Origin of the sequence: Nocardia sp. NPDC051570 (genome assembly GCF_044454005.1) — a bacterium.
GTDB lineage: Bacteria > Actinomycetota > Actinomycetes > Mycobacteriales > Mycobacteriaceae > Nocardia.
Map to the genome: position 1 here is coordinate 273,661 of NZ_JBITDI010000004.1, position 14,236 is coordinate 287,896.

Sequence of the window (14,236 nt, forward strand, 5' to 3'; positions counted from 1 at the left end):
CACCGGCGAAGCGGAAGGAATGAAGTATGGAAGAACTCCGCCGTCCTGACGATCGCATTTGCGGGTGGCGGAAATCGAGCAGCGAAAGCTATCACGCTACAATCCCCATGGGCAACGGAAATCTTCGAGCCCAGGAAAATGTGCGCGCACCATCCGCGACACCATTGCGCCGCGCCAGGTAGATGCCCAACCGGGCATCCCGCAGTGGCCGAGGTGGACACACCGCCGGATATGTGGCCTTCCCACACCTCGTGCGCGCGAGATGCGATAACACGAGGAAAGGTAAGAACCTGAGCAAGATCACCGTCGAACAGGAACCGGGGTTGACGGACACCCTGCTGACCGCCGAACTCGACTCCGACCACACCGCGCCCACATTCACCGAATTGGGAGTGCGCCCGGAAATCGTGCGCGCCCTCGGTGAGATCGGTATCGAACGCACCTTCGCGATCCAAGAACTGACCCTGCCGCTGGCGCTCGCCGGCGAGGATCTGATCGGCCAGGCCCGCACGGGTATGGGTAAGACCTTCGGCTTCGGCGTGCCGCTGCTGCACCGAATCGCCACCGCCGATTCCGGCACCACCGCCCTGGACGGCACCCCGCGCGCCCTGGTCATCGTGCCGACGCGCGAACTGTGCATCCAGGTCACCCAGGATCTGGAGAACGCCGGAAAGTACCTGAAGAACCACAAGGGCCCGCTGCGGGTGGCCTCGATCTACGGCGGCCGCCCCTACGAATCGCAGATCTCCGCGCTGCGCTCCGGTGTCGACGTGGTCGTCGGCACCCCCGGCCGCCTGCAGGATCTGGCCGAACAGCAGCATCTGGTCCTCGGCAAGGTCGGCGTGCTGGTGCTCGACGAGGCCGACGAAATGCTCGACCTGGGCTTCCTGCCCGATATCGAGCGCATTCTGACCATGGTTCCCGACCAGCGTCAGACGATGCTGTTCTCGGCCACGATGCCGGGCCCGATCATCACCCTGGCCCGCACGTTCCTGCACAAGCCCACCCATATCCGCGCCGAGGAGCCGCACGATTCGGCGGTGCACGATCGCACCGCGCAGTTCGTGTACCGGGCCCACGCGCTGGACAAGACCGAGGTCATCGCGCGCATCCTGCAGGCCGAGAGCCGCGGCGCCACGATGATCTTCACCCGCACCAAGCGCACCGCGCAGAAGGTCGCCGACGAGCTGGCCGAGCGCGGCTTCGCGGTCGGGGCCGTACACGGCGATCTGGGTCAGATCGCGCGCGAGAAGGCGCTGGACAAGTTCCGCAAGGGCAAGATCGACGTCCTGGTCGCGACCGATGTCGCCGCGCGCGGCATCGATATCGACGACGTCACCCACGTCATCAACTACCAGTGCCCGGAGGACGAGAAGACCTACGTGCACCGCATCGGCCGCACCGGCCGCGCCGGTCGCACCGGTGTCGCGGTCACCCTGGTCGACTGGGATGAGCTGAACCGCTGGGCCTCCATCAATTCCGCGCTCGGCCTGGGCATTCCGGAACCGGTGGAGACGTATTCGCGCTCGCCGCACCTGTATTCCGATCTCGGCATCTCCGAAGAGATCATCAACGGCACGCCGCACCGCAAGCCCGTCGAGCGGGACGAGGACGCGGTCGTGGTGGAGCGCGAGAAGCGCGCCCCGCGCAAGCGCAACCGCCGCCGCACCGTGCGGGGCGAGGTCGTGGGGCGCGAGGACGAGAGCGTCGACAACGATTCCGCGGCAACGGCTCCGGTCGACGAGGTCGCCGAAGGCGGTGCGCCGGAATCCGATTCGGAGGCCGATAAGCCCGCCCCGCGCCGGCGTCGCCGTCGCCGCTCGGCATCCGATACCGGTGCCGAGGCAGAGAACGAGAACGATGGCAGCACAGGCGAAGTCGAGTCGTCCGATGAGCCCGCCGCGGACGCCGAGGAGTCCTCGTCCGACAAACCGGCCCGCCGGCGCCGCCGCCGCCGCAAGCCGGCCGCGACCGAGGATGCCGACACACCGGTGGCCGTCGCCTCGGCCTAAGCACTACGCTCGCTGACGTGCTCGCACCCGAACGGCGGACGCGCGCCGACCTTTACGCCGCAGCCGCGATCGCCGTCGTGGTGGTGATCGCGGTGATCGTCATGTGGGCGACCAGCGATGCGCGGGGGACGGTGTCCGAGCCCGCCGCGCATCCGGTCGTCCCGGTGACGCCCGCGGATCATCTGCCGACCTCGCTGCGCGAACTGTGGCACGCCGCCGACACGATATCCGGCCGTGCCCTGGTCGGCGGCGGACTCGCCGTCACCGGCGACGACGGCACGGTCACCGGGCGCGATCCGGTGACGGGCGCGCAGGTGTGGAAGTACCAGCGCGATATACCCCTGTGCGGGGTGGAGAGTCAGCTCGGCACGGTCATCGCGACCTATCGCGATCAGCGCGGCTGCAGTCAGACCACGCTGCTGGCCGCCGATACGGGCCTCCGCCGCGGCGCCCGCAGCAGTTATATGGACCGGCAGGTCCGGCTCTCCGCCGACGGCACCTACGTGCTCGCGCTCGGCCCGGACCGGATGGAGCTGTGGCGTCCGGATCTGGTGCGCACCCTCGAATACGGTCACGTCGACGCGCCGGTGACCCACGGGGCCCAGCCGCGCCGCGGCTGCACACTCCTCTCGGCGGCGTCCAACACCTCACGGGTGGCGGTGGTCGAGCGCTGTCCCGACGACGCCGCCGACCGGCTGACCGTGATGAATCCGTCGCCCAAGGACAATACGATGCCCGAGGAGTACGGCTCGCACGTCCTCACCGATCCGGGCGCGGTCTCGGAGAAGGCGCGCGTGATCGCGGTGGCGGACAGCCGAATCGCGGTGTATCTGCCCGGAACCGATACCGCCGCACCGGAATTGGCCGTCTACGATCAGGCCGCCAATGCCGTCGCGGTCCACCGCCTCACCGCGCCGCTGACCGATACGACCACGACCACCCGGCTCGGCTCGACCTTCTTCGTCTTCACCGGCAACTCCCTGATCGCCCTGAACGCGAGCACCCTGGATCCGGTCTGGACCGCCCCCGACTCGCTCGGCAGCCCGACCATGATGGCGGGCCGACTGCTGATGCCGACCCCCGCGGGCCTGGCCGTACTGGATCCGATGACCGGCGCCGCGATCGGCCGAATTCCGTTGCAGCGCACCGACTACCACAATGAGCCGATCTCCCTCGCGGCCGTCGGCCCCGCCGTGCTCGAGCAGCGCGGCGGGCAGCTGTACGGACTCGGCCAGTAACCGACCCGACGCCCGGATGTCCGCGACACAGGACTCGTCGGGCATGATCGGCATATGGGCGAAACGGAATTCCGGCTGGTCCTGCTCCGGCACGGTGAGACCGAGTGGTCCAAGGCGCGCAAGCACACCGGGCGCACCGATGTGCCGCTCACCCCGCTCGGCCGCGAACAGGCGCGGGCCGCGGCGCGCGTGATCGCCCGGCTGAGCCTGCGCGATCCGCTGGTCCTGACCAGTCCCAAACAGCGTGCCGTGCAGACGGCGGAACTGGCCGGCCTGCCCGATCCCCGCCTCGACGACGATCTGGTGGAGTGGGACTACGGCGACTTCGAGGGCCTGACCACCACACAGATCCAGCAGAACGTGCCGGACTGGACGATCTTCACCCATCCGGCCCCGGGCGGCGAGACCGCCGATCAGGTGCGGGACCGCGCCGATCGGGTACTCGCCTCGGTGCTGCCCGCCCTAGACGAACGCGATGTCGTCCTCGTGGGCCACGGCCACTTCTCCCGCGCGCTGATCGCCCGCTGGGCCGAATTCCCGGTGCGCGAGGGCCGCCGCTTCTTCCTGTCCACCGGCGCGATCAGCGTGCTCGGCTACGAGCATCAGGCCCGCACGGTGCTCGCTCACAATCTCGTCCCCGAACTCGACGGAGCCGCTTCATGATTCGCCGCGCCACCCCCGCCGACGTACCCGCACTGGTGGGTCTGGTCTACGACCTCGCCGAATACGAGCGGGAGCTGCAGGAATGCCGGCTGACCGCCGAACAGCTGCACGCCGCGCTGTTCGGTCCCACCCCCGCCGTATTCGCCCATGTGGCACAGCGCGATTCGGACGGCGAGGTGCTCGGCTGCGCGATCTGGTTCCTGAACTACTCGACCTGGACCGGCACCCACGGCATCTTCCTGGAGGATCTCTACGTCAAGCCCGAGGCGCGCGGCCTGGGCCTGGGCAAGGCCCTGCTCGCCGAACTCGCCCGCGAGGCCGTGGCCCGAGGGTACGAGCGCGTCGACTGGTCGGTGCTGGACTGGAACACCCCGTCGATCGACTTCTACAAGGCCCTGGGCGCCGAGTCGCAGAGCGAGTGGACCGGCTACCGACTCACCGGCGACGCGCTGAAACGCCTCGGCGCGTCCTGAGGCTTCGCTCCCGTACTCCGAAGTGGACAGTTGACCAAAAGCTCGCCCACGGGCCGATCAGGGGGCAATACGAGGCACCGGATTTCGGGGCCCGCGCTCACTCCACCGAGTCGTAGAGGCTGGCCATCCAGCGGGTCGAGGGCGGGGAGAAGATCAGGACGAGGGTGATCAGGGCGGCCAGGCCGACCGGGACGGCCAATTCGGGCCGGTGCGAACTGAACATGTACCACGCGACCGGCAGCAGCAGGATCTGCGTGAGCACCACGATGGCCCGGCCCCAGCGCCGCCCGAAGTACAGGGCGATACCGGCCGCGAGTACCGCGCCCGCCAGGATCGCGAAGTACCCCGCGGTGCCGTACGCCTGGGCCGCGCTCTCACTACCCTTGGTGCCCTGCGCCACCAGCACGATCGCGATGATCACGCCCGTCAGTCCCTCGAGGGCCGCGACCGCCCCGGCGCCGCGCACCGTCGCGGGTGTCTTGTCCTGGTTCGCCACCCGGCCAGCCTAAGTCACCCGAATTCGTCTCCGGCCCGGGCCAGTACGCTGCTCACGTGCGGACCCTGTTGATCGTGAACCCGAACGCCACCTCGACCACACCGGCCACCCGCGATCTGCTCGCCCACGCCCTGGAAAGCCGCACCCAGCTGATCGTCGCGCACACCCAGCACCGCGGGCACGCGGCCGAGCTGGCGCAGTGGGCCGCCACCAACGAGATGGATCTGATCGTCGTACACGGCGGCGACGGCACGGTCAACGAGACGATCAACGGATTCCTGCCGCTGCCGCAGGTCGCCGACGGGCAGGCGTGGATCCCCCGGCTCGGCATCATTCCCGGCGGTTCGGCCAACGTGTTCGCCCGATCGCTGGGCATCACACCCGATCCCGTCGCGGCCACCAACCAGCTGATCGATCTGCTGTCGCTGGACGCGGGCGGGATCTCGACGGGCACCGACCGGCGCATCGGCCTGGCCATCGCCGATGATCGCTGGTTCACCTTCAGCGCCGGCGTCGGGCTCGACGCCGATGTGTGCGAGGCGATCGATAACAGCCGCGCCAACGGCCACTCGGCCACCCCGGCCCGCTATCTGCGCACGACCGTGCGGCAGTTCTTCCGGTCCAAGCGCCGCGAACCGTCACTCACCCTGCACATCCCGGATCACGAACCGGTCACGGATGTGCATTACGCCTTCGTCACCAACACCAGTCCGTGGACCTATCTGGACTCCCGGCCCGTACGCACCAACCCCGGGACCCGATTCGAATCCGGACTCGGAGTGTTTGCCATGCGGACCATGCGGGTACTGCCGACACTGTGGGTCGCTCGTCAGTTGCTGTCCGCGGAGGGAAACCCCAAGGCACGCAGATTGTTTCGCACCGATGATGTACCGTCGGTGCGGATCACGGCCGCCGAGCCGATCGGGTTGCAAATTGACGGCGACTTCATCGGCCGCCGCAGCGTGGTGGAATTCACGGCGGTGCCGGAGGTGCTCGACGTGGTCGCCCCGCGACCGGATTCGGGCCGACACAACTGAAGAAACCTCGCAGTTGTGCTGCGAAAACCCGCGCGAGCGAGTACAAAGGACTCCGCAGGTTCCCATGTAGGGGCCTTACAGCGTGAGCTTCCCCACGGTGCGCCACAAACCTATTGACATCTACGGTGTTCGTGAAAGCATTCACAAGCAACCGTGCGGAAACATTCGAGTCGCACAAGTGAACGGACTACAAACCCGAGGCGCCCTAGCGCGCCCATGCAAAGGAGCAGAGGAATGGACTGGCGCCACAAGGCCATCTGTCGCGACGAGGACCCCGAGCTGTTCTTCCCGGTCGGTAACAGTGGTCCCGCGCTCGCGCAGATTGCCGATGCCAAGCTGGTCTGCGCCCGCTGCCCTGTGACCGCCGAGTGCCTGTCCTGGGCCTTGAAGTCGGGACAGGACGCTGGCGTTTGGGGTGGTATGAGCGAAGACGAGCGTCGGGCGCTGAAGCGTCGTAACGCGCGCACCCGCACCCGCAGTGTCGTCTAGTACGGCACTGGGCGTTACGGCCACGCGATAGTCGCACAGCCCGGTACGTAACGCATTTCCAGCCCGGCACCCGAGGGTGCCGGGCTTCATTGTCTAATCCCCATAACGGGTCTCGGCATGCTTTTGGCCGAGACCTAGCGAGAAGATCTACGCCCCAGTGGAACTCGCAACACCGCGTCGGTTCCGACATCTGCGCCCGGATGCAATCCGATCGAACCGCCCAATTCGGCTGTGACAAGGGTTCTTACGATCTGCAGTCCCAAACGGTCGGAGCCTTCCAAACTGAAACCATCGGGCAATCCCCGGCCGTCGTCACTGATGATCACATCCAGCCAGCGTGCCGAACGTTCGGAACGAATTGTCACGGTGCCGTTTTCGCCCGCATCGAACGCATGCTCGATAGCGTTCTGCACCAATTCGGTGAGCACCATCACCAAAGGCGTTGCCCGCTCGGCGGAGAACACTCCCAGCGATCCCGATCGGCGCACCTTGATACGCGCGGTATGCACGGTCGCGACATCGGCCATGATCGGCAACAGCCGATCGACGACCTCGTCGAGATCGACCTCCTCGTCCACCGACATCGACAGCATCTCGTGCACCGAGGCGATCGAGGTGACCCTGCGCACCGATTCGGTCAGGGCCAGGCGCGCCTCCTCGTTCTCGGTGCGGCGGGCCTGCAGGCGCAGCAGCGCGGCGACGGTCTGGAGGTTGTTCTTGACCCGATGGTGGATCTCGCGAATGGTCGCATCCTTGGACAGCAGCGCGCGGTCGCGGCGCTTCACCTCGGTGACGTCGCGGACGAGCACTGCGGCGCCGGCCAATTCGCCGTGTGGGCGCAGCACGATGGTCCGCAGCAGCACGGTCGCGCCGCGCGCCTCGACCTCCATGCGCCGCCCCGACTTACCCGCCAGCGCGGCCTGGATATCGCTGACGACCTCCTGCGCGTCGAACGGATCGGTGATCAGCGACCGGGTCGTCTGGGCCAGATCCTGACCGGCCAGATCGCTCTGCAGGCCCATGCGGTGATAGGCCGACAGCGCGTTCGGGCTGGCGTAGACGACAGCGCCCTCGGTATCGATGCGGATGAAGCCGTCCCCGGCGCGCGGGCTGGAATGCGAGCCGGTGCGATCCTCGAGCGTCGGGAAGGTGCCCTCGGAGATCATCTGGCACAGATCGTCGGCACAGGCCATATAGGACTGTTCGAGACCCCCGCGCACCTTCGTCCGCTGCACCTCGGTATCGCGGCCGAGCACCGCGATCACATCCGAGCCCACCCGCACCGGGATCGCCTCGCGGATCGCGTGCATGGGTGTGGGGTGATAGACCCCCGTCGATTCGACATCCGAGTCGATCCGCACGATCTCACCGCTCAGCAGCGCCTCGAAGATCTGGGCGTGCTCCTCCTTGGCGGCCACCGAGCCGACCAGATCCCGGGGATGGACGGTCGCGGCGGTGGTGGGCCGGCTCTGGGCGACACAGACCACATCGGCCCCCTCGGAGACCGGGCCCGCACCCACCCACAGCAGCAGATCCGCGAACGACAGATCCGACAGCAGTTGCCAATCACCCACCATCCGCTGCAGATGATCCACGGCGGCACCCGGCAGGTCGGTATGTTCCGCCAGCAGATCGCTCAAAGTCGACAAGCTCGTCCGCCTCTCCGCGACCTCTGCGCACCAGCAAGTGCCTCGAGATTCACGATGCGGGCCGGCGGTCCACCGGCCACTCCAGTTCTGGGCGTACCCGACGAGTTACCCATGTCCTTACGAAATCAGAGGTTACGCCAGCCGGGGTTACGAGATGACGGCGATCAGATCGCCCTTCTGCAGCACGTCACCGGGCTTGACATTGATCGAGGTGACCGTGCCGCTCAGCTCGGCGAGCACCGGGATCTCCATCTTCATCGACTCGAGCAGCACCAGGGTGTCCCCCTCCTGGATCGGCGCGCCCTCCTGCGCGACGATCTGGAAGACAGTCGACACCATCTCGGCGTGCACTTCTTCAGCCATGACACCCTCTCGATCAATCGGCACTGGTGACGGTACAGCCAATCACACACAGCCGGACGGCACTCGATCAGAAGGGGGATACCGGCCCGTAACCCGGGCCTTCCGTCGCGATCGCCCTCCTCGGTCCGCGGACAGGCGCACATGGAAGAATGACCCCCGATCAGAAGGGAGATAACCATGGGTAAGCGTGGTCGTAAGAAGCGCAGCCGTCGTAAGAACGGTGCCAACCACGGCAAGCGTCCCAACGCTTGAGTGGCAGGCGCTGAGTACAGCGCCTCCGAAAAGCACTGAGCGGCACGCCTTTTCATCGGCGTGCCGCTCTTGCTGTATTACCGGGCCGGGCGCTGGCTAGCCCTCGCGGGTCTCCGTCGTCTCGACGATGGTGACCGCCTTGCGGATCTCCAGCGTCAGGCGCTCGCGCAGGGCGTCGGGGGCGCGATCGCCGCCGCACTTGGTGTGCAGCAGACGCTTGAGCTTCTCCTCCAGGCCGTAGGCGTCGATGCACGGCGAGCAGTGGTCCATGTGATGCTGCAGGCGCTCGCGGGTCGCGGCGTCGCATTCACCGTCGAGTATGAGCCAGACGTCGGCGAGCACCGCCGTGCAGTCCAGTTCCATATCCTTCTCGCCGCTGCTCACTGGGTTACCTCCTGACGCGTGCCCTCGCCCGCTCGGTTCCGATCGAATCCACGTTCGTGCGCCACATCGGCCAGCAGGGTCTTGAGCTGCTTGCGGCCGCGGTGCAGGCGGGACATGACCGTACCGATCGGGGTTCCCATGATGTCGGCGATCTCCTTGTAAGGGAAGCCCTCCACATCGGCGTAGTACACCGCCATCCGGAATTCCTCCGGAAGCGATTGCAGGGCGGCCTTGATGTCGTCGTCGGGCAGCGCCTCGAGCGCCTCCATCTCCGCCGAGCGCAGACCCGTCGAGGTGTGCTCGGCCGTGGCGGCCAGCTGCCAGTCGCTGATCTCGTCGGTCGGATACTGCGCGGGCTGGCGCTGCTTCTTCCGATAGGAGTTGATGTAGGTGTTGGTCAGGATCCGGTACAGCCAGGCGCGCAGATTGGTGCCCTCGCGGAAGGACCGGAAGCCCTGGAACGCCTTGGCGAAGGTCTCCTGCACCAGATCCTCGGCGTCGGCCGGATTGCGGGTCATCCGCAGGGCCGCGCCGTAGAGCTGATCCAGCAGCGGGAGCGCGTCGCGCTCGAACCGCGCCGCCAGTTCGGTCTCGCTCGAGTTGCTGCGGGCCCCCGGTTCGTCGTCCGCGAATTCGTCGATGGCCGGATCATCGGGCTCGCCGATGCCGGCCGCCAAATCGTCGTCGCTCGTCACGCCCATCCCTTCGATCGCCGTAGCTTTCGAATCTACCGCGCGGGAGGTGGGCAGCAGGAATCCGGTGACGGTGGCCACCGGGCGTTCATCGACCAGAACGCTCACCGGCAATCTCCTTCGGGGTCTCACGGGGCGGGATGGGCTGCTGTATATGTATGGCATGCAACATGCCGGGACTTCGCTGTGTTCCCACGCCGCTTAATCTGACCGGCATGGCAGGCGCGTCGACCCCCGCGATCCGAGTGCTGACCCAGGCGAAGGCCGAGCATCGCGTGCATTCCTACACCCACGATCCGCGCAGTGAATCCTTCGGCGCCGAGGCCGTCGCCGCGCTGGCCGAACAGCTGGGCGTGGTGGCCGAGCAGATCTTCAAGACCCTGGTGCTCGAGCTGTCGACCGGTAGCCTCGCGGTCGCCGTGCTGCCGGTGCCGAATACGTTGTCGCTCAAGGCCGCCGCGGCCGCATTCGGCGCACCCAAGGCCGCGATGGCCGAGCGGGCCAAGGCCGAGCGCACCACCGGCTATGTCCTGGGCGGTATCTCGCCATTGGGCCAGAAACGCCTGCTGCCCACCGTGATCGACGCCTCGGCGCTGCGCTGGGACCGGATGCTGTGCAGCGCGGGCCGCCGCGGCCTCGAGATCGAGGTCGCGCCCGTGGATCTGATCCGGCTCACCCGGGCCGTCACCGCCCCGGTGATCCAGGGCTGACCAGGCAGGATCCATCTCACACGAAAAGAACTTGCACGGGCGGGACCGTGCCCCCATACTTGCTGAGTACAACTAGTTGGCATATGCAAACAATTGCTTCGTACAAGCAGTTGATCCGAACAGGGAGGCGAAAGACCCATGGACAGCGACGCGGTGATCGATCGGATCGCCCAGCAGCTGATCCGGCTGACTCGCCTCCGGGAGCGCACCCAGGCGCAGATCGCCGCCAACACCAGCGGTGAGATCGAGATCGCGGCCTACGGCATCATCTTCCGGCTGCTCTGCGACGGCCCGATGCGGTCCGGAACGCTGGCCGAGGCCCTGTTCTCCGACGCCTCCACGATCAGCCGCCAGGTCGCGAGCCTGGTGAAACGGGGGCTGATCGAACGCCGGGCCGATCCCGGCGACGGGCGCGCCAGCGTCCTGGTCGTCACCGAGGCCGGCCGGGAGGTGGCCGCGGAGATCCGCAAGCGCCGCAACGAGACCCTCGATCGGGTGATGGCGGACTGGACCCACGACGAACGCGAGCTGCTCGGGAGTCTGCTGCGCCGATTCGTCGACGACTACGAGGCCGCCCGCCCGGCCATCCTCACTCCCCCGACTTCGAAAACCTCTGCAACGGAGAAAGATCAGTGACGACAGCTATCGAAGAACCCAGATCGGAGGCATCCGGCTTCACCCACCGCCAGATCCTGGTGATCATGAGCGGCCTGATGCTCGGCATGCTGCTGGCCGCGCTCGACCAGACCATCGTGTCGACCGCCATCCGCACCATCGCCGACGATCTGCAGGGCTACTCCCTGCAGGCCTGGGTGACCACCGCCTATCTCATCACCGCGACCCTCGCCACCCCGCTCTACGGCAAGTTGTCGGATATGTACGGGCGCAAGCCGTTCTATCTCGCGGCCATCACGATCTTCGTGGTCGGGTCGCTGGCCTGCTCGTTCGCGCAGTCGATGTACGAGCTGGCCGCCTTCCGCGCGCTGCAGGGCCTGGGCGCGGGCGGCCTGATGTCGCTGGCGCTGACCATCATGGGCGATATCGTCAGCCCTCGCGAACGCGCCCGCTACCAGGGCTACTTCCTGGCCGTGTTCGGCACCTCCAGCGTGGTCGGCCCGGTGCTGGGCGGCCTGCTCGCCGGTCAGGACCACCTGCTGGGCGTCACCGGCTGGCGCTGGGTGTTCCTGGTGAACGTGCCGGTCGGCATGCTCGCGCTGGCCGTGGTGACCAAGGTGCTGCGCCTGCCGAAGCGGCCGCATCCGGGCGTGCGCATCGACTGGTGGGGCGTGCTCATGCTGGCCGTCGGCATCGTGCCGCTGCTGGTCGTGGCCGAACAGGGCCGCGAATGGGGTTGGGGCAGTGCGAATTCCATCCTCTGCTACGTGATCGGCGTGGCGGGCGTGCTCGGCTTCATCGCGGTCGAGGCCAAACTCGGCGATGTGGCGCTGATCCCGCTGCGGATGTTCAAGAACTCGACCTTCGCACTGGGCGTGGTCATCTCGTTCGTGGTCGGCGCGGCCATGTTCGGCGGCATCAGCCTGATCCCGCAGTATCTGCAGGTGGTGCGTGGCTCGAGCCCGACCGTCGCGGGTCTGCAGATGCTCCCGATGGTGATGGGCCTGATGACCGGCTCGATCATCGCGGGCCAGACCATCTCGCGCACCGGCCGCTACCGGGTGTTCCCGCTGATCGGTGCGGCGCTGCTGACGCTGGGCCTGTTCCTGCTGCATTTCGTGACCGCCGACAGCCACCTGTGGCTGGTGATGATCTTCATGGCGATCACCGGCCTGGGCCTGGGCAATCTGATGCAGCCGCTGACCCTGGCGCTGCAGAATGCGTTGCCGCCCAAGGATATGGGCGTGTCCACCGCGGCCGCGACCTTCTTCCGGCAGATCGGCGGCACCCTGGGTGTGGCGGTGTTCCTGTCCATCCTGTTCGCACAGCTGGCCCCGAACATCGGTACCCAGCTGCAGTCGGCCGCGACACAGCCCGCCTTCCAGCAGGCCGTGGCCGAGGGCGTGCACAGCCCGAACCCGGCCGATGCGGCGCTGTCGAAGGGCCTTGCCGCGCATGATGTTTCGGCGGCGGGCGGCGTGCTCAACGACAGCTCGGTGATCCAGGAGCTGAATCCGACGCTGGCCCGGCCGTTCAAGGTGGGCTTCGCCGATTCGATGTCGACGGTATTCCTGTCGGTGACCGGCATCGCGGCGGTGGCGCTGCTGCTGGTGTTGTTCTGGAAGGAGGTGCCGCTGCGCACCTCGGGCGGCATCCAGGCCGGTGCCGAGGCGACCGAGAAGAAGGTCGCTACGGCACAGCCGGTCTGAATTCCCCGAAGGCGGCCCCACAACGGCGTGGGGCCGCCTTCGGCATGTTCCCCGCATCTCCCCTCTCTGTTCCCCGCATCTCCCCTCTCGCTGTTCCCTGCATCTCCCCTCTCTGTTCCCCGCATGCTCTTCGCGGGGACACGCACGCTCACAGGCGTAAAACGCGCAAATCACCCAAAACGGCCTTACGGATATGCCTTACTTATCGGGCCAGATTCGTTCGACCCGAGGATGTGATGCGATATGTCTGACCGACACCGATTCCGCACCATGATCGTCGCCGTGTCGGGCGGCGCCCTACTCGTCCTGGGGTCCGGTGCAGCCGCCGCGGATTCCAACTACCCCATGGGTGGCGGCGGGCCGGACCGGGCGGCCCAGGAGCCGGGTAAGCAGGCGGAGCGGGCGGAGAAGTTCGGCGGCGGCCTGAGCACCAAACTCGTCGATCTCGGCGGGAGCGTCCTGAAATGCGGGCTCAGCGTGGCGGTCTCGACGGTGAAATGCGATATGTGACAACGGTTTACGACAACCGTAGCGACGGGCCGGTCAGATCAGGGTGATCTGACCGGCCCGTTCGTCGTTCGCGGCCGAGGCGTCGGCCAGTAGTTCGGGGCCGTTGTTGCGGACGCTGTTCACCAGCGGCGACACCGGGCGCACGACGATATCCGAAATCCATTCCACCGGAGGCGTTTCCAGCAGCTCCAGCGGGGCCGGACGGTCCGGATCCAGCCAGGCGTCCCAGTGCTCGCGCGGCATCGGCAGCGGCATCCGGTCGTGAATCGCGGTCAGGTCGCCGATCGCATCGGTGGTGAGGATCGTGCACGACAGCAGGGGCCGCATCTCGGGCTGCTCCCGATCGCGCCAGCTCGACCACAGTCCGGCCATGTACAGCCGGGATCCGTCGGCATGGGACATGAAGTACGGCTGCTTGATCGCCTTCCCCTTCTCGGTCTGGCCCTCGACCAGCCACTCGTACCAGCCGTCCATCGGAATCAGGCAGCGGCGCTTCTTCACCGCGTCCCGGAACGAGGCCGTGGTGGCGGCCTTGTCGGCGCGGGCGTTGAACAGCGGTTTGCCCTTGACCGGCACGCCCGGCTCGGCGGCCTTGGTCCACACCGGGATCAGACCCCACCGCATGCGCCGCACACGCAGCCGCGGATCGTCGTCGGGATGGTCGCGGTCGTGCCGTTCGACCACCGTGAGTACCTGATTGGTCGGCGCCACGTTGTAGTTGGGACCAGACTCGGGCCGGTCGCTCGACTCGGTCTCGTCGAGGGCATCGAGCTCGGCGGCCAGCCGGGCCGGATTCGCCGTGGTCGCATATCTGCCACACATGGTCCCCATGCTGCCACCGGGGACTGACATGTCGTTGTCCGAAACGACGGAAAGATGGCCGGAAATCCAACTGAAGGCAGTTGACTTCACATCTATGGTGTGAGAACTTCGAGCCATAACTG

The 14,236-nt window shown here is 67.1% G+C and carries 17 protein-coding genes; 11 read left to right on the forward strand and 6 right to left on the reverse strand.

The features are described 5' to 3' along the window. The first annotated feature begins 323 nt into the window (after positions 1-323). Genes ACIA76_RS11435 through ACIA76_RS11450 form a run of 4 tightly spaced genes read left to right on the forward strand, consistent with a single transcriptional unit; the run spans position 324 to position 4,386 of the window. Entirely contained in the window at positions 324-2,012 is a 1,689-nt protein-coding gene (locus ACIA76_RS11435; RefSeq protein ID WP_397151198.1) for a DEAD/DEAH box helicase, read from the forward strand. Between the two features lie 17 nt (positions 2,013-2,029). Next, on the forward strand, positions 2,030-3,250 hold the full coding sequence (locus tag ACIA76_RS11440; protein ID WP_397151200.1) for a PQQ-binding-like beta-propeller repeat protein: 1,221 nt from the start codon (positions 2,030-2,032) through the stop codon (positions 3,248-3,250). 54 nt (positions 3,251-3,304) lie between these two features. Next, positions 3,305-3,913: an acid phosphatase gene (locus tag ACIA76_RS11445; protein WP_397151202.1), complete on the forward strand. Its 609-nt coding sequence runs from the start codon at positions 3,305-3,307 to the stop codon at positions 3,911-3,913. Then, positions 3,910-4,386, forward strand: coding sequence for a GNAT family N-acetyltransferase (locus tag ACIA76_RS11450; RefSeq protein WP_397151204.1), 477 nt, complete (start codon positions 3,910-3,912; stop codon positions 4,384-4,386). The genes ACIA76_RS11445 and ACIA76_RS11450 overlap by 4 nt, the downstream gene beginning before the upstream one ends. Positions 4,387-4,483: 97 nt before the next feature. Here ACIA76_RS11450 and ACIA76_RS11455 read toward each other — a convergent pair whose 3' ends face one another. Beyond that, entirely contained in the window at positions 4,484-4,882 is a 399-nt protein-coding gene (locus tag ACIA76_RS11455) for a hypothetical protein (RefSeq protein WP_397151206.1), read from the reverse strand. 56 nt (positions 4,883-4,938) lie between these two features. On the opposite strand from ACIA76_RS11455, the gene ACIA76_RS11460 reads away from it, so the two are divergent. Beyond that, positions 4,939-5,919, forward strand: coding sequence for a diacylglycerol/lipid kinase family protein (locus ACIA76_RS11460; RefSeq protein ID WP_397151208.1), 981 nt, complete (start codon positions 4,939-4,941; stop codon positions 5,917-5,919). A 234-nt stretch (positions 5,920-6,153) separates the two neighbouring features. Beyond that, complete coding sequence (locus tag ACIA76_RS11465; RefSeq protein WP_062507827.1) at positions 6,154-6,408, forward strand: WhiB family transcriptional regulator; 255 nt, start codon at positions 6,154-6,156, stop codon at positions 6,406-6,408. Positions 6,409-6,542: 134 nt separating this feature from the next. Here the strand turns inward: ACIA76_RS11465 and ACIA76_RS11470 are convergent, their stop codons facing one another. After that, a complete protein-coding gene (locus tag ACIA76_RS11470) occupies positions 6,543-8,057 on the reverse strand; it encodes a sensor histidine kinase (RefSeq protein WP_397151211.1) in 1,515 nt (504 codons plus the stop codon). Positions 8,058-8,204: 147 nt separating this feature from the next. Continuing rightward, complete coding sequence (locus ACIA76_RS11475; RefSeq protein ID WP_397151213.1) at positions 8,205-8,420, reverse strand: biotin/lipoyl-binding carrier protein; 216 nt, start codon at positions 8,418-8,420, stop codon at positions 8,205-8,207. 177 nt (positions 8,421-8,597) lie between these two features. On the opposite strand from ACIA76_RS11475, the gene ACIA76_RS11480 reads away from it, so the two are divergent. Beyond that, a complete protein-coding gene (locus ACIA76_RS11480; protein WP_115061593.1) occupies positions 8,598-8,672 on the forward strand; it encodes a 50S ribosomal protein bL37 in 75 nt (24 codons plus the stop codon). 96 nt (positions 8,673-8,768) lie between these two features. Here ACIA76_RS11480 and rsrA read toward each other — a convergent pair whose 3' ends face one another. After that, positions 8,769-9,056, reverse strand: coding sequence for a mycothiol system anti-sigma-R factor (gene rsrA, locus ACIA76_RS11485; protein WP_397151215.1), 288 nt, complete (start codon positions 9,054-9,056; stop codon positions 8,769-8,771). Continuing rightward, complete coding sequence (locus ACIA76_RS11490; RefSeq protein WP_397151217.1) at positions 9,053-9,856, reverse strand: sigma-70 family RNA polymerase sigma factor; 804 nt, start codon at positions 9,854-9,856, stop codon at positions 9,053-9,055. Before ACIA76_RS11490 ends, rsrA begins: the two co-directional genes overlap by 4 nt. 107 nt (positions 9,857-9,963) lie before the next feature. Between ACIA76_RS11490 and ybaK the strand changes: the two genes are divergently transcribed. The 4 genes from ybaK (at position 9,964) to ACIA76_RS11510 (ending at position 13,292) form a co-directional block, all read left to right on the forward strand. Then, a complete protein-coding gene (gene ybaK, locus ACIA76_RS11495; RefSeq protein WP_397151219.1) occupies positions 9,964-10,458 on the forward strand; it encodes a Cys-tRNA(Pro) deacylase in 495 nt (164 codons plus the stop codon). A gap of 138 nt (positions 10,459-10,596) precedes the next feature. Beyond that, positions 10,597-11,094 carry a MarR family winged helix-turn-helix transcriptional regulator gene (locus ACIA76_RS11500; protein ID WP_397151221.1) on the forward strand — a complete coding sequence of 166 codons (498 nt, stop codon included), beginning with the start codon at positions 10,597-10,599 and terminating at the stop codon, positions 11,092-11,094. Next, entirely contained in the window at positions 11,091-12,782 is a 1,692-nt protein-coding gene (locus tag ACIA76_RS11505; RefSeq protein ID WP_397151223.1) for an MDR family MFS transporter, read from the forward strand. Before ACIA76_RS11500 ends, ACIA76_RS11505 begins: the two co-directional genes overlap by 4 nt. A 243-nt stretch (positions 12,783-13,025) precedes the next feature. After that, the gene (locus tag ACIA76_RS11510) at positions 13,026-13,292 is read left to right on the forward strand and encodes a hypothetical protein (RefSeq protein WP_397151226.1); all 267 of its coding nucleotides are present in this window, start codon (positions 13,026-13,028) and stop codon (positions 13,290-13,292) included. Positions 13,293-13,325: 33 nt separating this feature from the next. Here the strand turns inward: ACIA76_RS11510 and ACIA76_RS11515 are convergent, their stop codons facing one another. Next, a complete protein-coding gene (locus tag ACIA76_RS11515; RefSeq protein ID WP_397151228.1) occupies positions 13,326-14,114 on the reverse strand; it encodes an SOS response-associated peptidase in 789 nt (262 codons plus the stop codon). Between the last annotated feature and the right edge of the window lie 122 nt (positions 14,115-14,236).

Excerpts from the sequence above, each read along its gene's own strand:
- ACIA76_RS11445 (WP_397151202.1), top strand. The coding sequence starts at position 3,305 with ATGGGCGAAACGGAATTCCGGCTGGTCCTGCTCCGGCACGGTGAGACC.
- ybaK (WP_397151219.1), top strand. The coding sequence starts at position 9,964 with ATGGCAGGCGCGTCGACCCCCGCGATCCGAGTGCTGACCCAGGCGAAG.
- ACIA76_RS11475 (WP_397151213.1), bottom strand. The coding sequence starts at position 8,420 with ATGGCTGAAGAAGTGCACGCCGAGATGGTGTCGACTGTCTTCCAGATC.
- ACIA76_RS11450 (WP_397151204.1), top strand. The coding sequence starts at position 3,910 with ATGATTCGCCGCGCCACCCCCGCCGACGTACCCGCACTGGTGGGTCTG.
- ACIA76_RS11510 (WP_397151226.1), top strand. The coding sequence starts at position 13,026 with ATGTCTGACCGACACCGATTCCGCACCATGATCGTCGCCGTGTCGGGC.
- ACIA76_RS11515 (WP_397151228.1), bottom strand. The coding sequence starts at position 14,114 with ATGTGTGGCAGATATGCGACCACGGCGAATCCGGCCCGGCTGGCCGCC.
- ACIA76_RS11465 (WP_062507827.1), top strand. The coding sequence starts at position 6,154 with ATGGACTGGCGCCACAAGGCCATCTGTCGCGACGAGGACCCCGAGCTG.
- ACIA76_RS11500 (WP_397151221.1), top strand. The coding sequence starts at position 10,597 with ATGGACAGCGACGCGGTGATCGATCGGATCGCCCAGCAGCTGATCCGG.